This window comes from Spiroplasma sp. TIUS-1, from assembly GCF_010365785.1.
In the GTDB taxonomy this organism is placed as follows: Bacteria; Bacillota_I; Bacilli_A; order Mycoplasmatales; family Mycoplasmataceae; genus TIUS-1.
Genome location: NZ_CP048387.1, coordinates 287,932 through 310,606, shown reverse-complemented (window position 1 = coordinate 310,606; position 22,675 = coordinate 287,932). Strand labels below are relative to the sequence as shown.

The window sequence follows — 22,675 nt, the reverse complement described above, 5'->3', positions numbered from 1 at the left end:
TTTCCTTTTTATTTATTATCAGCTTCTTTTGCTTTTGCTTTTTTCTCTCATACACTTGATAAATGTTTTTTCTTGATTGTATTTCCAGATATCTCATTTGCATTATCTAAAATGTGCTGTTCTACATCTTCTAATTCAATTCCATCCTTTAATAATTGATCACGTTTAATAACAATGTCTTGCTGTTTTTTTGAAATTTTAATGAACTCTTTTTCTTCATTTAAATATTCAAAAGTCTTTTTAATCTTAAATTGCTTTTTAATTTCTCTTCAAAGAAACACTTTTGAAACTAATATTATTAGTCCACCTATGCCAATAACTCAGTAACTGGCTTTTATATATGGGTTTGTAAATTCATATGTTTTTTCAAAATGCAACATTATTGAAAAAACACTGACCACATAGGAAATAACTATGAATAATGAAATTAAAATAAAAATACGAATTGTATTAGGATTTTTCATAAAGATATATGGAAAAGATATTAATATCGATAGAGGCAAAAATATTATTAACGCAATTGATCCCATTTTTATATAGTGACCTTTTAGGTCTTCATGGGCAATCTCACCTATTAAATTGTAAAACTGATCATATATTTTTGCAAAACCTGCGCCTACAAAAAAAGACATCAATAGAATTGCAATTGTAACTGTTATTATTAAAACTCTACACGCTACTTCAATCTTAGTGTTTCAAGATACTCTTAAATTATTTGTCTTATCTTCTACTCGTACAATCATAAAGACCTCCTTTTTTTGTTTATTTTATTTATCTTCTTAAATTATATTGTTGAATTTTTATATTTTTATTGTGCTGTTTTTTAGTTGAACTAATCAATAATGGATAACCTAACAATGTAGATATAGCTAGTGCAACTCCAATTGTTATTACATAATTATTAAATTGTATTTTTGATAACTTCAGTTCTATATTTCAATGTTCATAACTCCAAGATATTGATTGTAATACTTGTTTTATTAAGATTACTGCAAGTAGAGTTGCAAGACCAAAAAATACAGAAAAATATCAAGAGATCTTAGATCATTTTATTAATGTCTTTATTTTGTGCGCTACCAATATTGGCAATAGTATTATCACTATAGTAAAAGCAATATGCACAATAAATATTGTTGTTATAAGTACTGCGATTGGAACAAAAAGAAGTAAGAATATTTCATCATTTACTGGCAATAACTCTAAAAATAAATCTTTGACTACAGGGATAAGAAATGATAATGAAATCAACAATAACATATATGAACCAATTATTGTTAATTGACAGGCAGTTATTAGTAATCTAGCAAATCCATCCTTACCAGTTGAAAAATAAATATCAGTTACTTCTGTTAAACTTTTTTTCTTTGTTCTACTTCTAAATCTACCATTTGCTTTTTCTAAGTCACTTATAGCTAGTGAATGAATAATTTTGTCTTTTGGTTCTTCATCTAAACTTTGAAGAGACTTAGATCTTGGATCTACATAGTTAATTATTGGTTCTTGTACTTCTTTTGGAGTTCTCATTCTATATTTTTTCTTAGCCATGTTACTCCCCATACCCTAGTGAATAATGCTCATCAAGATTATTACTATCATCAATTGCTTTATCAATTTTTTTAACTAAGTTTTTTGAAGAACTAATAACAAAAATACTTCCCACAATAATCAAAACAATATTCATTGTTGCAAAAACAACTCCCATTCAATTAAATTCAACTGGCAAATATAGTGCTGCAAATAATGAAGTAATAAATAAAATTATGGCAAGTGGAACTTCTACTCAAAGAACTATTTTTGCAATTAAATTAACTGCTTGAGCTGTACGTGCAGTAAGTAATGGAATAACAAAACCCAAACAAACCAATAACCCCAATACTGTTAATGAAATTAACATAGACCTAAAAAAAGCATCCGCTACTCCAAATGCATTAATTATTTCATGTACAGGTAGTTTACTTGCAACAAAAGAAGATAATGAAGCAAAGTTTATAACAAATACCGCTAACATAATAATTTGTGAAAATAAAAGAATTGAACGTCCAATACGTTCACCTTTTATTGAAAAATACATTCTAGTAAATTGAATATCGGATTTTTCTAACTTTAGTTGTTGTCTACTTATAGTTTGATTTTTATTAGTAGTTTTAATTTTGTTTTCAATCATATTCACCAATTAATTTAATTAATTATACCAAGTAATTTTTTATATTAAATGGGAGCATTTGGAAAATAAAAATAGAAGACAATCTTCTATTTTTATTTTTTTATATTTGCACCATAATAATTTCTAAATTTGTAACCTCAATTTGTCCTTTAAATGGAGTATTTTTAACCGCAGATTTAAAATCAATATTCAATCTAAATGAAGAAGTATTGCTTTCTATTGCCGCTTCAATTTCTGTTTTTAAAATATCATAAATTGTTTTATTATGCTCATCGGTTCAGTCTTGTTTTAAACTTGATACCCCTTCCATATCTTTGAAAGATGCATTTTTCATCAGTTGCTCTTGAGCAAACTTAAAGATTCGGTCTGACAAAGAATTTACTTGTGAATCTAACACTGGTCCATTTATATAATATGCAAGACCTTTTTCATTTTTAAAATCAATACTGTAATTATCTTCAATTACTGAAGTTGAATCCCCAATACATATTTTACCTATTGCAACCAATATTTCTGGTTGTGGTTCAGTATCATTTGGCATATTTTGTTTGTAGTTAACTCAAGTATTTTTTGACAATCATGCTTTATCAAATGCTTCTTTTAAACCATCGTTACTTCTTTCCAAGAATCTTCTATCATTGAAAGCAAATAAATTCTTTCTTATTTGTTGTAAAAATATATTGTAAAGATCATTTTCATTAGTGTTTTCATCAGCTACTAACTTAATTGGTTTAATCATTTTATCTGTATATCTTGGTTTTCTCTGTACTTTAATTTTTATAGATAGTGTATTTATAAAACTAACTTGTTTTGACTGAGAATCAATAGTTGCTTTTAAATCAACTTCTGCAACCTCACCAATGCCTAATTCACTATATACTTTTTGAATTTGCGTAATCCAAGCTTGTTCATTGCTTTCAGAATTAAAGTATTCTCTTTTAATTTCAGGAATTTCATCATATCCATTATATTTATTATGGATATTTTTGCTTATTTGACTTGTTCCCAATTTTCAAATTTTAGATTCTACTTCTTCTCATTTAGCATCATCTTCAATAACAATACTTTCTGCCAATTCAGTTTGACCATGCAAGCTAAGATCAATACTTTTTATTTTTGCAATTTCTTTTATAATTGCAATATCACTAATCTTACGTTTTAAAACTTCAGAACTCTCAGATACTTTTGGTCTAGCCATTTTATAAGGATTAGGTTCAATTCATTTTTCCTCACCAAACTTACTTGGTAAACCTTCCCATAAAGTGAAATCATATCAATCTGAAAAATTATATTTGTTTTGAGCTGCTGCTTCATTGGAATCATAGTTTAAAACAGCATCATAATTTGAACTAGGTAAAGTTTCTACCAAATGTGTAAGCAACGCCTTATCATAATCTTCAGATGTAGGTGGATGACTTTCGTCAAAGATTACATTAGTTTCTATTGTGTTACTAATTGCATTTGAAAAAGCAATCTTAAAGTTACCTATATAATATTTGTTGTCTTCTTGACTTAAAAATGGTTCTTTTGATTGAAGTGAAAAAACTATTTGTTGGTTTTTCTTATTTCTTTGAAAACCATTACTATCGAAACCATATCCATCTGCAAAATTTAAAGTAAAATTACTTTCTTCTATAAAAAAATCAGATGGGAATTTTTTTTGACTTTCGTTTTTAAATCTTAGATCATTTAATAATTCAGATTTAAATAATAAAAATTCTTTCTCATTAATTTTTCCAAATTCACCAACGTCAAATCTAGTAAGGTCGGTCATATACTTTTCAGACTCTGGGTTTGTTGGCCATTTTCCTGTTCCATTACCACCAGGTCCTTCAGGAACTACAGTACCACCTCCACCTGGGGGCGCAGTACTACCTCCAGGATTTCAAGGATCACCTTCTTCATTTTCAACTCATTCACCGTCGTTATCTCCAGGGACAATTATTTCAATACCCCCATCTATTTCAAGAATTGTTAAAAAGAAAGTAACATTAATTGAACCAATATATTTATAATTATCTTCTTTAACTGTAAATACTACATAACCTGAATAATCTTTATCATTATTAAGTACAGAGCTTTTGTCTAATCCTGAAATAAAATAATCAGAAGATATTAAATCAGAATGCTTTATATCACTTGGTATTCTGCTTTCTTTAATAATTTGTTCATATACATTTTTAAGTACATAATCTTTTTTTGGTTCTTCTTGTTTACTTCCAACAATATTAACTGAACTACTTAATGACATTGTATTTGAAATATTAGTTTTTTCTTTTATTATATTTGGAGTTCCAGTACCACAAGAAACAATTCCCATCACAGGAATTGTCAATAAAGTTATAGAAGTAAGAAGTGACAATAGTTTTTTCATTTGATTAGGTTGTTTATAAATATTATACTCAAATAATTTGTATAACCTAATTGTTTTATGGGGGTAATTTATATAAAATTACCATATTAACAATATAGGAGATTACATTATGGGTAAGAAACCAGGAAGTTGAAAAAAGATTAATAAGCTAACTGGGAAAGTTAAAGTCGTATCCAATAATACAAAATATAGAATTGGTATTTTTTCATTTATATTTATTGCAGGTATTACTTCTTTTGGAGTCTCTTCTTATTTTTTTATGTCCAAGATAATTAATTATGGTGGCATCAAAACAACCGGTAAATTTCCAAATTGAAATCTTAAAAAAGGTAATGGTTTTGAAGTCGATTTTGCTAAAGCCCCTATTAATCATATTGGCAATGATGTAACTGAATTACAAAGCAAAGATATATATGATGACGAAGGTAATTTTCAATATAGAGAATTCAATGCACCATCTTTAAGATTACAGTATGCTTATAATGAAATTGTTAACAAAGCAGCTGCTAATTACATTAGTAAAAATATATTTTACAGTGTGATGTATCCTGATGACAAAAAAGTAGAAATTCTAAATATATATACTGACGAAAATAAAAAAAATAAATTAAATTTAGATGATGTTAGCGCCAACAACTTTGACATACTTGATTGTGTATTGTTCTTGGAAATAAAATATGATGGAGTTCTGGTTAACAAGGCAGTTATGATGCCAACTATATTTTATGGAAACGAAGGATTTTTATCTAATTTCTTACAATTTAATTTATTAAATAATTTACACAAAAATGGTGACAAAGAAAATTTACATCCTATTAATCAAACTTCAATAATAGGTTCACAATCAGATAGTATCTTGATGGATATTAAAAATGGCGATTATGATAATGATAAAAATAGAAAAAATACTGACAAACTATATGAAACATATGCAGAAGTCTTCGATGAATTTTTTAAAGAAAATAAAGATAAAGAATTTAAATCAACAGATATTAACCCTTATTCAAATTTCATAATATCTGGAGCTAATACTCAAGATAAGATTTTGGTTAATGAAACCCCTATTGTTATAGACGATACTAAAGACTTATTAGACATAAATCAAATCTTTGCATTGGGTTCTGGCTTATCAGAAGATGATTCATCTGAAGCTATATCAAATGCTATAGGACTTGAGTCTGTAAAACATCTTAAGGCATTCTTTTTATTCTTTAAAAATATATATATCAATGAGGGTTCTTCTTTTGCATTTGATAAAGACTATTTTAAAGAAACAATATTTGAAAGTTTATTCAAAGATATTGGAAATAGATATGTAACAACTAGTTTGGAACAAAACTATGGAACTGATCAATTTTATTTTATGTTCTTACCCGAGGATCTAGAAGTTCAAGAATTATTAAATAATTTAAGAACTGAAATTATTGGCATTTTAAACGGAGCAGCTTCAGGTAATGGTGAAAATATTGGAGACCTACTACTTAAAACTTTTGAAAACATAAAAAAAGATTTATTGAAGAATGGTAAAAATTCTAAACACTGATGATTATTTAAAAACGATTTCTTACCTTTTCAATCATATTGAATTTCTGAATCAAAAGATTATGAAGTTACAAAGCAACGCATTCAACATGAAACAACACTTTCATCAATTGACAAGCCTAATTTAAATGAAATTATTATTAAAGATAGTGCAAACTACGATTTAACTAAATCTGATGACAAGGTTAGAGTTTTCTCGGATTTATGATCAACTTCCCTATATGGTAAAGATCTTAATAAGCTTAATTTAAATATGGGAAATGAAGACGAAATTAAAGAATTGTGATTAAATAATACAAATAAATTTTTATATGAAATTAATAAATTAAATATAAATATAAATAAAAATGCTATTTCTCTAGAAGAATGACAAGAACAATTTGAAATCAAATTACAGTATTTAAATCAATTTAATAAGCCTACTGATCAAATTAATGATGCTTATTCAGTAGATATAGTTTTAAACTCTAATAATGAAAGTTCAACTAAATCACTTAATAAACTAACATTTAGAATGATAATAAATTGAACAAACTAGGAATATCCTAGTTTTTTTATTATGAAAATTAATTTAAAAACAAAAAAACACCCGAAGGTGTTTATTCAAACTGGCGACTACCTATTTTGCACTTGCGTACTATCGTCGGCGTTACTGATCTTAACTTCTGTGTTCGGTATGGGAACAGGTGTGACCTCAGCACTATGATCACCAGATTGGTGTTTTGTTTTGTTCAAAGAATCTTCATTCTCTGAAAACTGAACATTAGAATTAATTTATGCAATATTTTTTTGGATTTTCTTATTCAGAAAAGCCCTCGATCTATTAGTACTGGTAAGCTAAATACCTCGCGGCACTTACACACCCAGCCTATCAACCATGTGGTATTCATGGGATCTTACTTTCTCAAGGAAATGGGAAAACTCATCTTAAAGGAGGCTTCTCGCTTAGATGCCTTCAGCGATTATCCTTTCCGCACGTAGCTACCCTGCTATGCCACTGGCGTGACAACAGGTGCACCAGAGGTGCGTCCATTCCGGTCCTCTCGTACTAGGAACAGCTCTCTTCAATTTTCCAACGCCCACAACAGATAGGGACCAAACTGTCTCACGACGTTCTAAACCCAGCTCGCGTACCGCTTTAATGGGCGAACAGCCCAACCCTTGGAACCGACTACAGCTCCAGGATGCGATGAGCCGACATCGAGGTGCCAAACCTCCCCGTCGATGTGAACTCTTGGGGGAGATCAGCCTGTTATCCCCGGGGTAACTTTTATCCGTTGAGCGACGGCCCTTCCACACGGGACCGCCGGATCACTAAGTCCTGCTTTCGCATCTGTTCGACTTGTAAGTCTCGCAGTTAAGCACCCTTCTACCTTTGCGCTCTTCGTACGATTTCCAACCGTACTGAGGGTACCTTTGAGCGCCTCCGTTACTCTTTAGGAGGCGACCGCCCCAGTCAAACTACCCACCATGCACTGTCCCTGATCCGGATAACGGACCTAGGTTAGAACTTCAATATAGCAAGGGTGGTATTCCAAGGTTAACTCCACAGCCACTGGCGTGACTGCTTCAAAGTTTCCCACCTATCCTCTACATGCTATACCAAAATTCAATACAAAGTTATAGTAAAGCTCCACGGGGTCTTTCCGTCTAGTTGCGGGTAACCAGCATCTTCACTGGTACTAAAATTTCACCGAGTCTATTGTTGAGACAGCGAAGGGATCATTACGCCTTTCGTGCGGGTCAGAACTTACCTGACAAGGAATTTCGCTACCTTAGGACCGTTATAGTTACGGCCGCCGTTCACCAGGGCTTCAATTCAATGCTTCACCGAAGCTAACATCTCCTCTTAACCTTCCGGCACTGGGCAGGCGTCACCCCATATACTTCGTCTTACGACTTTGCATAGAGCTGTGTTTTTGTTAAACAGTTGCCCCTTCCTCTTCACTGCGACTCACTAAAAGTGAGCACCCCTTATCGCTAACTTACGGGGTAATTTTGCAGAGTTCCTTAACAATAGTTATCTCGCTTACCTTAGGATTCTCTCCTTGACCACGTGTGTTCGTTCTAGGTACAGGTACCTATGTCTTAAGTTAGAAGCTTTTCTTGGAAGCGTAGAGTCATGGACTTCGCTAATTACCGAAGTGTTCACTCCCCATCACATTTCAATGTTAAAGTACGCGGATTTGCCTACGTACACACCTTTATGCTTGGACCCTCATATCCATCAGAGGGCATCCACTATCTTTCTCCGTCACTCCATCACAACATAGGTAGTACAGGAATATCAACCTGTTGTCCATCGACTACGCCTTTCGGCCTCGCCTTAGGTCCTGACTAACCCTGGGTGGACGAACCTTGCCCAGGAAACCTTGGTCAAACGGTATGGGAGATTCTCACTCCCAAACGTTACTCATGCCGGCATAATCACTTCTAAGCGCTCCACCAGTCCTCACAGTCTGACTTCATCGCCCTTAGAACGCTCCCCTACCACTGTATCACTACAATCCTAAACTTCGGTAATCCGCTTGAGCCCCGGTACATTTTCGGCGCAAAGGCACTCGACTAGTGAGCTGTTACGCACTCTTTAAATGATGGCTGCTTCTAAGCCAACATACTAGCTGTTTGTGCACCTTCACATCCTTACACACTTAGCGGATATTTTGGGACCTTAGTTGTAGATCTGGGCTGTTTCCCTCACGTGCACGGACCTTATCACCCGTGTACTCACTGCCGAGTACGGTATTATGGCATTCAGAGTTTAATTCTATTCAGTACCCCTAGGTGGGGCCATCATAGATTCAGTGCTTTACCTCCATAATCCTAAACCTCGACGCTGGCCTTAAAGCCATATCGGGGAGAACTAGCTATCTCCGGGTTCGATTGGAATTTCACCACTAGCCACAAGTCATCCACGGTCTTTTCAACGAACGTTGGTTCGGTCCTCCATTTGGTTTTACCCAAACTTCAACCTGCTCATGGCTAGATCACCCGGTTTCGTGTCTACGACAACGTACTAAACGCCCTATTAAGGCTCGCTTTCACTACGGCTCCACATATTCTGCTTAACCTTGCACGCTATCGTAACTCGCCGGCTCTTTCTACAAAAAGCACGCCATCACCCATTAACGGGCTCTGACTTCTTGTAAGCATATAGTTTCAGGAACTATTTCACTCCCCTCTCGGGGTTCTTTTCACCTTTCCCTCACGGTACTGGTTCACTATCGGTAAAATGGTAGTATTTAGGCTTACCCAGTGGTCTGGGTGGATTCCGACAAGGTTTCTCGTGCCCCGCCGTACTCAGGATACTCCTACGAGATCTATACATTTCGTATACCGGGCTATCACCGTCTATGGCGCTGCTTCCCAACAGCTTCTACTATATATAAATTTTGTAACTCTAAAAGGAGTCCTACAACCCCGGTAAAAACCGGTTTGGCCTGTTCCGCTTTCGCTCGCCGCTACTCACAGAATCACATTCGTTTTCTTTTCCTCTTGGTAATAAGATGTTTCAGTTCCCAAGGTTCCCTTCTCGCCACCTATGTATTCAGTGGTCGGATAATATGAGATTAATCATATTGGGTTTCCCCATTCGGACATTTCCGGATCAAAGCTTACTTCCAGCTCCCCGAAACTTTTCGCAGGTAATCGCGTCCTTCATCGGCTCCATTTTCCAAGGCATTCACTATATGCCCTTACTATACTTTTCTTAAGAAAATCCTATTGCATTATTATTAATAACTAAGTTTGAAATTTTAGTATTTTTTACCATTAATATATTTTTATTTTGAACTCAATTTTTCAATTGGTTATAAAAGTTACAAACGTATAACTAAATGTTACACGTTGGAAAAATGTCTAATTTTCATCTAATATTCAGTTTTCAAAGAACGATTGATACTTTCAGAAATTGCTCTTACGAACAATCTCTGAAAACTAGATAGAACTAATGATATTGGTCACACAGTTGTTTAACGATTCAACTGCTTCTTTTCTATTACTCCATAGAAAGGAGGTGATCCATCCCCACGTTCCCGTAGGGATACCTTGTTACGACTTAACCCCAATCGCTAACCCTACCTTGGTACGCTCCCTCCTTGCGGTTAGGATACGTACTTCTGGCATTGCCAACTCTCGTGGTTTGACGGGCGGTGTGTACAAGACCCGAGAACGTATTCACCGCGGCATTGCTGATCCGCGATTACTAGTGATTCCGGCTTCATGGAGTCGAGTTGCAGACTCCAATCCGAACTGAGACCGCCTTTTGAGATTAGCTCCCCCTCGCGGGATTGCGACTCTTTGTAGCGGCCATTGTAGCACGTGTGTAGCCCAGGGCATAAGGGGCATGATGATTTGACGTCATCCCCACCTTCCTCTAGTTTGCACTAGCAGTCTCATTAAAGTGCTCAACTTAATGTTAGTAACTAATGATAAGGGTTGCGCTCGTTGCGGGACTTAACCCAACACCTCACGGCACGAGCTGACGACAACCATGCACCACCTGTATTAATGTTAACCTCCGTTATATCTCTATAACATTGCACTATATGTCAAGCCCTGGTAAGGTTCTTCGCGTTGCTTCGAATTAAACCACATGCTCCACCACTTGTGCGGGTCCCCGTCAATTCCTTTAAGTTTCACTCTTGCGAGCATACTACTCAGGCGGAGTACTTAATGCGTTAGCTGTGACACCGAATAATTCCGATATCTAGTACTCAACGTTTACGGCATGGACTACTAGGGTATCTAATCCTATTTGCTCCCCATGCTTTCGTGCCTCAGCGTCAATAACAGGCCAGTAGACCGCCTTCGCCCCTGGTGTTCCTCCATATATCTACGCATTTTACCGCTACACATGGAATTCCATCTACCTCTCCTGTATTCTAGTAAGACAGTTTTCAAGGCGAACCGGAGTTGAGCTCCGGGCTTTAACCTCAAACTTATCTAACCGCCTACGCACCCTATACGCCCAATAAATCCGGATAACGCTTGCCACCTATGTATTACCGCGGCTGCTGGCACATAGTTAGCCGTGGCTTCCTCGTAGGGTACCGTCAGACTCAGACCATTTCCTGTCCAAGCTATTCTTCCCCTACAACAGAACTTTACGATCCGAAGACCTTCATCATTCACGCGGCATTGCTTCATCAGACTTTCGTCCATTGTGAAAAATTCCCTACTGCTGCCTCCCGTAGGAGTTTGGGCCGTATCTCAGTCCCAATGTGGCCGATCAACCTCTCAGTTCGGCTACGTATCACTGCCTAGGTGGGCCATTACCCCACCTACTAGCTAATACGCCGCATCCTCATCCTTTGGCGGACCAAACGGTCCTTTTAACACTTTCTCATGCGATAGTAGTGTCCCATGCGGTATTAGCAGTCGTTTCCAACTGTTATTCCCCACCTAAGGGTAGATTAGATACGTGTTACTCACCCGTTCGCCACTAGGGTGCAAGCACCCTCGTTCGACTTGCATGTATTAGGCATGCCGCCAGCGTTCATCCTGAGCCAGGATCAAACTCTCAATAAATTGCTATTTATCGTTTAATTTGATTCGAGACTCAATATCATTTAAATTGTCATATTTTGTATGTATTTGTTTACTTAAAAGAAATTAACTTGTTAAGACAAGTAATTTTTTTTGTTGTATGTTCTATCTAGTTTTCAAAGATCGTTCAACAAAGTGTAAAAAAAACTCGAAATTATATAAAAATAACTTCTTGGATTTTAAATTCTCTATCAATTTTTTTGTGTGGCTTTTCCACACTTTTAAATAATATCATAAGAAAATTTTTTGTGTTGATATTTCTAGTCAAAATCTCAATCTATAGTAGCAATAGGGTCAGATTCTTTCTCAACATTTTCATCAAATATATCATCTTCAATTAAAGGCTCATCTAAAAACAAATCATCAGAATCTTCTTCATATATATCTTTTTGTTGCTCATAAGATTTAAATAATAAATTTGGATCAACATCCCTTTCAGTTTCTTCAGTTCTAATATTAATAGTATTAGTGACTACTTCTTTTAATGGGTCTTCAACTTCATTAAAATTAGGTAACTCAAAAGTTACAACCTTTGTAGAAACTTTTGGCTTATCTTTTTTTATCTTACGTGAGACTTCTGGTTGAACTTGTTCAATTTTTTTTATTTCAATTGGTTCAAATTGGACTTGCCTATTTTTTGAATTCGTCAGTCTCTTAATTCTTTCCAAATCGTTAAACATACTGTCATCAAAATTATCACTTACTTTTGGTCGACCTGTTGGTGGAACAAACACTAAATCATCATTATCTTGTTGTGAAACACTAGACCTACTTCTTGGCATAATATAACCCTCGTCAATTTTATTATGTTCTAATTGAATTTTTGGTTTTACAGCCTCAAGTTTATTGTCTTTAAGTTTGTTTTCATAATCAGAAAAAATATCATTCATTTCTTCATTTGATTTCTTAGGTATTTCAAGTTCTTCTCTTGTTATTTTAGGAACTTCAGTTTTGTAGATAGTTTCTTTTATACTTAAATCTCGATTAGTTAATACTTGAGTTTTTAAATCCAATCCGTACGCTTCTTCAAACTCATCTATTGGAACACGCCCAAATGATGCAGCAACTTTACGTTGTTGTAATTCATTTCTTTCTAGACCAGGTTGTAATTCATCAAAATAATTATTACTTCTACTTGGAGTTTTATCTTGTAAGTCATTTTGCTTTTTATTCTTTTCACTTGTATTATTTTTTCTTGATGGTCTACCTAATTTATTTTTATTTCTAAACTTTCCAACAACAATTGGAAATCATAAAACATTTGAATAAATAAATAATACAAAAACTAAACTTAACATTGCACCTGTTAATCCAATATTAAAAGTAAGATCTGATACTTTAGTTTCATTTATAGTTAAAACGATGCTTTCACTTAATATATTATTAATAAGAATAAATCCATATAAATAAACAGAAAAAACTACCATTGAAATTAAAAACATAACGTTCATTGTCATAACTAAACCAAATGTTTTATTTTCAAGAAATGTTTCGTACAAAAAGAAAATCACTAATAATATTAATAGAGCAAACGATAATGTTCCAATTAACGGTACAAGCGCTTTTGTTGCTGATGAAATTTCGTCTTTTGGAAATATTGATTGATCAAATAATGTTCCAAATACTAATCCACTATCCCCATTAAAAAAAATAAAGGACATAACAGCAAATACTGTAATAATTATTAATATTGTGAATTTTATTGCTTTCGATATCATAACTATCCTTTTTCTCTAAACTATTATAAAATAAATGAGTATTGTTTTACATATATTAATCACAATTAAATAATAGGAGGTTTATGTTTTTGTTAAAAACAAAATTTAATTACTTTATTAAAGATATTAACTTAAATAAAAGAAATTATTTTTTTAAATTAATAGCCCTAATATTGGGAATGTACTTATTTTCAATTGGGATAACAATTTCGGCCAACACTGCAGTTGGAGTAAGTATGATTGACATAACAATTTTAGGTTCAATATTCCATTCACATGGATTAGCAGATACATCAAATGGAGTTGTTTCAGGAACAATTAATACTGTAGATACCCCCTATGAATTATATGTTGCATATATATACATTGGAATGTCAATTGTATCTTTATGCTTTATGTCAGTTTGAGTTTATAAATCTTATAAAAAGACTGGAAACAAAATGTTATTTGTTCAAATGTTATTAAGTGTTATTTGTGACATTATTGTTATCTTTGCAATTCCGTTATTAATTAAAATGAATTATTTATATATGAACCCTGATGGGATACGTGAATCTGCTTCAACAATACGAGCTTATCTATTCTTAATTGCTTTTATATGTTATTCATTAGGAATCGCATTATGAGTTTATTCAGGATTTTTACCAGGTCCATATAATTCAATCTGTACAAACTTTATTAAAATGTTCGAAGGTATGTCTTATTCGTTTGGTAGAACAATAATGAATATATTAATCTTCATTCCTGGAGTATTAATTATATTATTAGATGGCGCTACAGGTCATAGAACCTGACAAGAGGTTTTAGACTTTACATTAGTGAATATAAGTTTTGGTTCAGTATTCTTAATACTAATATTAGGACCAATGGTGACTTGATTCAATAAATATATTCCAAAAATATTTGTTATGAAACCACATGTTGATTTTAATCAACCTGTTCAAACATCAATTAATATGGAAGAATTATAAAAATAAAAGTTGTTATTAAATAACAACTTTTTTTATTTTCAATTAATAACTATCCCCTTGTAGCGAGTCATAGAATTTAGTGATTCTCTAATTCCTTGTACTCCTTCTCCTGAATCTTTAATCCCCAAGAATGGGAAATTATCAGGGCCACGTTGAGGTCTTGAATTAATGTTTACTGTACCTACTTCAATCAATTTTGCAATATTGAATGCCAAATTAATATCAGTTGTAAATATAGATGATTGTAATCCAAAATTAGATTCATTTTGCATTGATATCATTTCATCTACATTTTTACATCTAATAACTGGCAACACTGGACCAAACGGTTCTTCTCAAGCAATTCTCATTTCACTTGTTACATTATCAATTAATGTAGCTTCCACTAAGTTACCCTTAAAGCTACCTCCAGTTACAATTTTTCCGCCTCTTGCTTTAGCGTCTTCTACTAATCCCATAATAAAATTTCTTGAAGATTCACTAATAACAGGCACTATATCTGGGTTTGTTTTTGGGTTACCATGCTTAAACATTTTAATTTTAGCTTCTAACAATGGAACTAATTTTTCAGCAATTTCATTTGTAGTTAATACACGTTTAATTGCTGTACATCTTTGTCCTGCATATCCAAATGAACCAGAAATAATTTCAGATACATAATGATCTAAGTTTTTATCATCTAATACTAATGCGGCATCTTTTCCACCCAATTCCAAAACTATGTTTGAAGTGTTAGCCATTTTTCTAATTCTATGTCCTACGTTTACTGAACCTGTAAATGAAATCATATTAATATCTTTGTTTGAAACTATAATGTCACCAATGTCTCTACCTTTACCAGTAACAACATTAAATATACCTTTTGGTAATTTAGAGTCAACTCACATTTTACCCATGAAAGCTCCTGTTAAAGAACCTTGAGTTGCTGGTTTAAAAACAACACTATTTCCTGCTAATAACGCTGGCACTATTTTTGCTATTGCCAAATTAAATGGATAATTAAATGGTGATATAGCACAAACTACTCCAACTGGTACACGTTCAAATACACCAATTTTATTTTCAATTCCTCATCCTTTACCATCCATTGCTGTAGGATAAAATCTTCTAATTTCTTCTATTGAAAAGTCAATAATGTCTATTGTTCTTTGTACTTCAGCAACTGATTCCTTTAATGGTTTGGCAATTTCAGCCATCATTATTTCAGCAATTTTTTCTTTATTTTTAATTATTTCTTGTTTAAACTTTTCAACAACTTCAATTCTTTTCATTAGTTGCATGTTTGCTCACTCTTTTTGAGCCGATTTAGCAAAGCTATAAGCATTGTTAATATCTTCTTCTTGTAGTGCACTAACTGTCCCAATTACTTTGTTATCTACTGGGTTTAAGATTTCCAACTTATTTGTTGTTGAAACAAATTCGTTATTAATCATTGCATTAAAATTCATATTTACCTCTTTGAATGCTTTTATTTTAACATTAAATAGTTTTATATATGTCACTCATGATAATTGAACCTGCAACAGCAACATTCAATGATTCAACATCTTTATCCATCTTAATTACATAATTAAGATCAATATATTTTTTATACTCAATTTCAATTCCGTTACCTTCATTGCCTAAAATCAATGCTATTTTTTTATCTTTTAATTTAGTATTGGTATTAATTTCATTTTTAACATCTTGATGTAAAAACGTACCTACTATTAAATATCCATTTGATTTTAAAAATTTAATCATTTGTTCTAAGTTCTTTTTAACCAAACTCATTGTAAAATGATTTGCTTGAGTAGAACGAACTACTTTTGGATTATAAAAACCAACACTTCTTTCACCAGCTACTATTGAATTAAATCCAAATGCTTTTGCACTACGAATCAAAGTTCCCATATTTCCCGGATCTTGAACATCATCTAAAAGTAATATATTTTTACTTAGATCAATATCTTTTTCTTCAATTTTACATATTGCAAAAACACCTTGGTGAGTTTTAACACTACTTATTTTTTCAGCAACTTCTGAAGATATTTCATACTTATTTATTGACGGACCATACTCTGACAAATTTAATGTATTTTTATTTGTAAATAAAATTGATTCTATGACATTGTATTTCAAAGCCTCTTCAATTACATGAACTCCTTCTAAAATATATTTTTCTGAATAATCTGATTTCAGTTTAACTATATCTTTAATGTATTCATTTTTTACACTTGTTATTTTATTAATATCCATTGTCTTGTCTCTCAAAATTCTTTTTATTTTTTTCTTCGTAAATTTCTATAATTTCTTTTGTTTCAAATTTCAAATTAAATCCAATGTTTAAAAATGAGGATAGAAGTTCGTAATAAGAATCTTTACTTAATAATTTGTTGAACGCGTTGAATTTATCAACTGCTTCTAAAATACAATTATCAATATTATTAGTTGTATATTTATCAACAAATAAATTGAAGTCATAATTGATGTCATTTCCAATAGAAACAATAAAGTGAACACCATCAATAAACTCTTCTATTAAATTATGTTTATCAATATTTCTTTTATTAGATCAGTATTTAAAGCTTTTTTCTTCATTGATAAATTCAAATAATTCCACCATAAATGCAATTCTTTTTTTCTTTTTAATATCATCATTTATAACTAATTTTTTAGATGACATTATATAATTATCCAATTTAGTTTGTTGTTGACTTAAGTAAATTAATTCTTTATTAGTTATCATATATACCTCTCTTTTATTTTAATAGAAAAAAAACCATTAAGGTTTTTTTATCTTTATTAAATTACATTCCTGGTTTTCCAAGTAGTTTAAACATATTTTTTTTATAAATTTCAACTCCTGGTTGGTCGAATGGATTTATATCCAATAAGTAAGCACTCATTGCACATGCCTTCATAAATCAGTATGTGGCATATCCAAACATTTCATCATCCATTTTATCGAACTCTAAAACTATGTTTGGCATTTTACCAACATTAACATGAGCATCAATTACACCTTCAATAGCAATACTATTAATTTTGTGTAGTGAATTTTTTGTTAAATAATTTAGGCCATCTAAATCTTTTTCCAATTTAGGAACGTTAATGTCAACTTGAGGTTTTTTTACACGAATTATTGATTCAAATATTATATTTTTTGTACCATCTTGTATAAATTGACCCATTGAATGAAGATCAGTTGAAAAAATACAACTTGTAGGTAATAAACCTTTTCCGTCTTTTCCTTCTGATTCTCCAAATAATTGTTTTCATCATTCTGTTAAATATTGTAATTGCAATTCATAAGATACTAACATTTCAGATTTATAATTTTTATCTGTATTTAATAAGTACCTTGAGACAGCATATTTGTAAGCTTCATTTGAAGGTTTTGAAAGTTCTTTGCGAGCTTTCATAGCACCTTTCATAATAGCATCTGTATTCACTCCTGCTACTAATAAAGCAAAAATCCCAACTGGTGTTGTAACTGAGAATCTACCACCAATATCATCTGGAATAACAAAAGTTTCATATCCTTTTGCATCAGCCATTTCTTTTAATGCACCTTTAGCTCTGTCAGTTACAGCAACAATTCTTGATTTTGCAACATCGTTGCCTTTTTTATTAATTAAGAATTCTTCAAAAATTCTGAATGCGATTCCGGGTTCTGTTGTTGTTCCTGATTTTGAAACATTTGCAATCCCGAATTCTTTATTTTTTAAATAGTCAAGTATGTTTTGAGTATATGTTGAACTCATTGTGTTACCAACGTAAATTAGTTCAACTTTATCTGTAGGGTATAAACCTCTAATCATTTCATCAGCAGCTCTAGCTCCTAAATAACTTCCTCCAATTCCAACAACTAATAAGACATCTATTTTAGAACGCAAGTCATTTGCTACAACTTTCATTCTATTATATTCATCTTTATTAAATGTTTCTGGTCAGTCAACTCATCCTAAAAAATCATTTCCTTTTCCAGTTTTTTCATGGATCATTTTGTGTATGTTAGCAACTTTAGTTTTATCAAAGCTTTTTACTTCTTTTTCAATTCCAGAGAATTTTAAAATAGTATTTATCATTTAAATTAACCTTTTACTTTATTGTCAGTGTTTGATTTAAGTTTGTTAAATCCATTACCAGTTTCTCTGATTTCTGATGATTTTTTAAGTTCAGGTCTAATTGATTTGTAACTTAATTTTAATTGTTTTTTGTCATTGTTGATTTCTAAAATTTCAACTTCTACTTCATCACCAACATTTACAAAGTCTGTAATTGATGTTACGAAGAAGTCAGAAAATTCAGAAATGTGAATTAATCCTTTTCAGATTTGGTTTTCATCATGGTGTTCAATGAATGCACCAAAGTTTTCTATAGCAGTGATTTTAACTTTAATGTTATCCGCTTTTTTCATATTATAATTTCTCCCGCCAGGCTCAAGCCTTGCTAATATTATATATTAATAAAATTTAGTAATGAAATTTATAAATGTGTTCATTGTCAATGTTGCACATTTTTTTCTACTTCTTTGATTTCGAATATCTTCAAAAATCAATAGTTCACCCATAATTGTTCTATCAAATGTTTCATTATTAATCATTTTTAAATACTCGTCAGCAATTACTTTACACTCTTGAATATTTTTATTTGTAAATATCTTGCATATTAAGTTAGCATTTGATGTTGAAACAGCACATCCTTCGCCCATAAAAGTCATTTCTTTGATAATTGTTTTATCAATATTAAAAAATAAAACAACATCATCATTACATGATCTTGATTTGTATTCTTCTGATACTACATTTGAACCATTTAATTCTTTTTTGAATTCTGGTTCACTATAATTTTTTAACATTATTTCTCTATTTGTCATATTATGGTTCCTAAAAAATATAGTCAGTTCAGCTATTTTTATCTTTAAATGCTTCGATAAGTTTATCAATATCTTTTCTTGTATTAAATATAGATAACGTTGCACGAATTGTAGTTTTACTGTTTATCAGTTCTTTTGTAAGTTGAGCACAGTGTTGTCCTGCTCTAGTTATGATTTGATATTTCTTTTCTAAGAAAATTGCAAAATCTTGTGAACTAACCCCTTTGACATTAAACAAGATTGAAACTTGATTATTATCTAAGTTATATATAATAATATTTTCATCATTTAATTTTTTAAATTCAGTTACAAAGTACTCTTTTAGTTCTTTTTCATATTTATTGATTGAATTGAAATCTATTAATTTGTATCAACTCAACAGCTTGTCAAATGAATAAATAGAACTTAAATTCATTGTTCCTGCTTCAAATTTATATGGGGGTTCTGATAATAAATATGAGTTTTTGTCAACATTAACAATATTTCCACCACCTAAAACTAATGGCTTTAATCTATCTAAAAGAGCATCTTTTGCTCATAAAATACCTAGTCCAAATGGACCATACATTTTATGTGCAGAAAACACAATTGCATCAACATCTCAATCATTTAAATCAATTTTTGTATGCGAAATTGATTGTGCACAATCTACATAGATTAATATTTTTGGATTTATTCTTCTTATCTCGTCAACGATTGCTTTAACATTATTTTCATATCCCAATGTATTTGAAATATGTGCAAAAGATACAATTTTAGTATTTTTATTAATAACATTTTTTATGTTTTCAATCTTAATTGTTCCATTATCATTTAAATCAAAGTAATTTAATTTTGCTTTTGTTTTATTAGTTATTTCAATTCATGGTAATAAATTTGCACTATGCTCAACTGATGTAATTACAATTTCATCTTTTGAATCTATTTCATCAATTAAACCAAATGCTAATTGATTTAATGCAAATGTTGAACCAGAAACAAAGGCTACATTACCATCTTTTGCATTTAAAAATTCCTTAACCTTAACTCGTAATTTTTCAATAACTTCATTAATAATAGATGAGTTTTCAGAAACTTCATTATGAGTATTTGTATTGAACTTTGTTAAAAATTCAATCTCAGCATCTACAACTAAATCAAGTTTCATTGAAGTAGCACCACTATCTAAATATGTAATTTTGTTATTCTTTGATTTTTGAAATAGTGATTTAAACATATGACCTCATAAGAGATTGGTATTTACCCAATTTATCTATTTATAATTGTATATAATAATTATGTTTATACGGAGATATATAATAAATGAAAAAATTAATGACGATGCTTGGAGTTATAACATTAACGGTTGCCCCTGTTGTAACTTTAGTTTCTTGTGGAACAGATAATAAACATTTAGACAAAGATGGAAATTCAATAATACTTGAGTTTGGTAAACCAGTTGGAGAAAAAGGAATCACTTCTTTAAATTCAAAAGCCGTCTTGGATGCAATCAAAAATAAACCAACTTTTAAAAATAAATTTTTAGAAGATATACTATCATTTGTTAATTCATCATTCCTAAAAAATTTAAATGAATTTTTTGTGACTGAAAAAGAATCAGAATCTGAAGGTGAATGAAAGGACAAAGTAGTTGGTTCAGCAAAAAATAAAAATTTTGAATTTTATGATGATTCAACTTATTCAACACTAACTAGTGCTTGAGCAAACGTACAAGAATCAGTTGATCGCCAAATAGCTGATGAAAGAGAAATAATGGATGATTCTAAAAAATGAAAAGAAAACTTAGCTTCTAAGTTTCCTAACTTTGAAGATGAATCAATTGAATTTCTTGAAAATAAATACAGAACGTCACTATTAGTTGATGGTGAAGATAATGTTGAATTAAGAATTCAAAAAGCACTAATTGACAACAATCATAGTGGAGTAACTTTCATCAATGAACAAAGATTATATTTAATTTGAAATGATCATAAAGATAAAATGGATTCATCTGACTATGAAGCGTTAATCACTAACCCAAATAATGATTTAATGCGTAGAGAATTTACTCAGTTATATAATGCTAAATTTGACAATATTAATGATATGAAATCAGTAAAAGACATAGATTCAAATGATGGATTTACTGAAATGTTAAAAGAAATAAAATCAAACTGAAATACATCAGGAATTGATAAACCTAAAGTAAATCCTGTTCCAGATTCAATAGATAGTCTCTCAGTAACTGGAAGTGGTGTAAATGGTATTTTAAGTAACTCACAAAACTACTTCTTTAATAACTATTTCAAAACAAAAGCTCCAGTTGTAATAAGTCAAGTAACATTCCCCTACTCTTCTAATGCAAATTTTGAAGAAGGTATTGTTGCTGATAGTATCAATAACTATGGTGGTTCTCTTGCAGCTACAAAAATAAACAATTTTGAAGAAAAATTAGCTGATGTTAAAACTGATAGAGATTGAATAAAATTAGTAACAACAGATTTTGAATCTACTTTTGGTGGAACAGTAACTAAAGCTGACAAAATAATGACTATTGATGACGAGCAAGATTCATTTCTAAAATCTGTAGTTTATGACTATTTATTAAATGAAGGTAATAATGGTACTCAAGGAAGTGCCACTTCAAGAGCTGATGAGACTGAGAAAGTTCTTTGACTAGAAGAAATTAATAGAAGTGATAACAATAAACTTTATAAAACATTAAATCACAATCAATTAGTTTACTTGGATGCATCTGGAGTACATTTTGTACATTTACATGGTGATATTAAAAATAAAAATAATTGAGAAAAAGAAAAAGAATACGAAAAGCTACAAACATTTACTGATAATAAAATTTCAGAAAATCTTTACAAACAACAAGCAGACTTAAATAAATTTAATGAATCAACTGATCAAGAAAAATTAGCTGCAGTATATGTATATCCTGAAGAAGCAGATCTTGGACAGTTAGGACAAATCAATGGTTCACTTCAAAATAGTTATGCTAAATATCTATTAAACAACTCATTAACTTCTAATATTACAGATAGCTTTTCAACATATGATATTGTTGGAAATATGAGAGATTGAACTAAAACAAGTTCTGACGGTTCAATTGCACCCAAATTAGCACTATTTGATTACTTTAAAAATTTAAGTGGTGTTGAAAGTGACACAGATTTTTTAAGCAAATTTATTACATTTGAAAACGACGAAGAAGCACAGCTTGAAAATATGGTTATCCAAATGATTGGAACACAGCGTTCAGGATCACAAGTAAAATCCGCAATGGCAATGGAAAAACAATACAATCAATTAGAAAAAACTATTGATGCAATTAAGTCTAATACTGTTAGTGGAAATAAGGCTCCAAAAGGAAAATTTGAAGATCATGTATTTAATGCAAATAAACTTTACACATATATATTGGAAAATTTCCAATTGTTCGGAAGCAAATCATCATCTAGCTTATATCTTGATTTAATGTCTGCATATGCAATAATGGGAGGTAATTAA

The 22,675-nt window shown here is 31.3% G+C and carries 15 protein-coding genes and 3 rRNA genes; 3 read left to right on the top strand and 15 right to left on the bottom strand.

Translation table 4 applies throughout. The features are described 5' to 3' along the window. Positions 1–8 precede the first annotated feature (8 nt). From STIUS_RS01395 to STIUS_RS01380, 4 genes are all read right to left on the bottom strand, one after another. Entirely contained in the window at positions 9–743 is a 735-nt protein-coding gene (locus tag STIUS_RS01395; RefSeq protein WP_162649507.1) for a DUF4293 domain-containing protein, read from the bottom strand. 28 nt (positions 744–771) lie between these two features. Further along, positions 772–1,545 carry a hypothetical protein gene (locus STIUS_RS01390; RefSeq protein WP_162649506.1) on the bottom strand — a complete coding sequence of 258 codons (774 nt, stop codon included), beginning with the start codon at positions 1,543–1,545 and terminating at the stop codon, positions 772–774. A 1-nt stretch (position 1,546) separates the two neighbouring features. After that, positions 1,547–2,164 carry a hypothetical protein gene (locus tag STIUS_RS01385; RefSeq protein ID WP_162649505.1) on the bottom strand — a complete coding sequence of 206 codons (618 nt, stop codon included), beginning with the start codon at positions 2,162–2,164 and terminating at the stop codon, positions 1,547–1,549. 100 nt (positions 2,165–2,264) lie between these two features. Further along, positions 2,265–4,538: a hypothetical protein gene (locus tag STIUS_RS01380; protein WP_162649503.1), complete on the bottom strand. Its 2,274-nt coding sequence runs from the start codon at positions 4,536–4,538 to the stop codon at positions 2,265–2,267. Positions 4,539–4,647: 109 nt separating this feature from the next. Between STIUS_RS01380 and STIUS_RS01375 the strand changes: the two genes are divergently transcribed. Continuing rightward, positions 4,648–6,618 carry a hypothetical protein gene (locus STIUS_RS01375; RefSeq protein WP_162649501.1) on the top strand — a complete coding sequence of 657 codons (1,971 nt, stop codon included), beginning with the start codon at positions 4,648–4,650 and terminating at the stop codon, positions 6,616–6,618. 68 nt (positions 6,619–6,686) lie between these two features. Here the strand turns inward: STIUS_RS01375 and rrf are convergent. The 4 genes from rrf to STIUS_RS01355 all read right to left on the bottom strand — a co-directional run bounded on the left by rrf (position 6,687) and on the right by STIUS_RS01355 (position 13,345). Continuing rightward, a 5S ribosomal RNA gene (gene rrf / locus STIUS_RS01370) occupies positions 6,687–6,794 on the bottom strand. A gap of 89 nt (positions 6,795–6,883) precedes the next feature. Continuing rightward, positions 6,884–9,790: ribosomal RNA gene (locus STIUS_RS01365) — 23S ribosomal RNA — on the bottom strand. Positions 9,791–10,088: 298 nt separating this feature from the next. Further along, positions 10,089–11,609, bottom strand: a 16S ribosomal RNA gene (locus STIUS_RS01360). Together the 16S, 23S and 5S rRNA genes form the textbook arrangement of a ribosomal RNA operon. 278 nt (positions 11,610–11,887) lie before the next feature. Next, positions 11,888–13,345 carry a hypothetical protein gene (locus tag STIUS_RS01355; protein WP_162649500.1) on the bottom strand — a complete coding sequence of 486 codons (1,458 nt, stop codon included), beginning with the start codon at positions 13,343–13,345 and terminating at the stop codon, positions 11,888–11,890. An 83-nt stretch (positions 13,346–13,428) separates the two neighbouring features. Between STIUS_RS01355 and STIUS_RS01350 the strand changes: the two genes are divergently transcribed. Then, the gene (locus STIUS_RS01350; RefSeq protein ID WP_162649499.1) at positions 13,429–14,316 is read left to right on the top strand and encodes an SPE_1075/MLC_0560 family membrane protein; all 888 of its coding nucleotides are present in this window, start codon (positions 13,429–13,431) and stop codon (positions 14,314–14,316) included. A gap of 32 nt (positions 14,317–14,348) precedes the next feature. Here the strand turns inward: STIUS_RS01350 and STIUS_RS01345 are convergent, their stop codons facing one another. The 7 genes from STIUS_RS01345 to STIUS_RS01315 all read right to left on the bottom strand — a co-directional run bounded on the left by STIUS_RS01345 (position 14,349) and on the right by STIUS_RS01315 (position 20,393). Beyond that, on the bottom strand, positions 14,349–15,764 hold the full coding sequence (locus tag STIUS_RS01345; protein WP_162649498.1) for an NADP-dependent glyceraldehyde-3-phosphate dehydrogenase: 1,416 nt from the start codon (positions 15,762–15,764) through the stop codon (positions 14,349–14,351). A gap of 31 nt (positions 15,765–15,795) precedes the next feature. After that, complete coding sequence (locus STIUS_RS01340; RefSeq protein WP_203234708.1) at positions 15,796–16,554, bottom strand: RNA methyltransferase; 759 nt, start codon at positions 16,552–16,554, stop codon at positions 15,796–15,798. Further along, positions 16,544–17,044, bottom strand: coding sequence for a dUTP diphosphatase (locus STIUS_RS01335; RefSeq protein ID WP_162649497.1), 501 nt, complete (start codon positions 17,042–17,044; stop codon positions 16,544–16,546). Before STIUS_RS01335 ends, STIUS_RS01340 begins: the two co-directional genes overlap by 11 nt. A 61-nt stretch (positions 17,045–17,105) precedes the next feature. Further along, positions 17,106–18,386 (bottom strand): glucose-6-phosphate isomerase, encoded by a 1,281-nt coding sequence (locus tag STIUS_RS01330; RefSeq protein ID WP_162649496.1) that lies wholly within the window; start codon positions 18,384–18,386, stop codon positions 17,106–17,108. Positions 18,387–18,391: 5 nt separating this feature from the next. Then, positions 18,392–18,718 (bottom strand): S1 RNA-binding domain-containing protein, encoded by a 327-nt coding sequence (locus tag STIUS_RS01325; protein ID WP_162649494.1) that lies wholly within the window; start codon positions 18,716–18,718, stop codon positions 18,392–18,394. Positions 18,719–18,763: 45 nt separating this feature from the next. After that, positions 18,764–19,177, bottom strand: a complete 414-nt coding sequence (locus tag STIUS_RS01320) for an iron-sulfur cluster assembly scaffold protein (protein ID WP_162649493.1) — start codon at positions 19,175–19,177, stop codon at positions 18,764–18,766. Between the two features lie 10 nt (positions 19,178–19,187). Further along, positions 19,188–20,393, bottom strand: a complete 1,206-nt coding sequence (locus STIUS_RS01315; RefSeq protein WP_162649492.1) for an aminotransferase class V-fold PLP-dependent enzyme — start codon at positions 20,391–20,393, stop codon at positions 19,188–19,190. Positions 20,394–20,479: 86 nt separating this feature from the next. Here STIUS_RS01315 and STIUS_RS01310 point away from each other — a divergent pair, with 86 nt between their 5' ends. Further along, the gene (locus STIUS_RS01310; protein ID WP_162649491.1) at positions 20,480–22,675 is read left to right on the top strand and encodes a hypothetical protein; all 2,196 of its coding nucleotides are present in this window, start codon (positions 20,480–20,482) and stop codon (positions 22,673–22,675) included.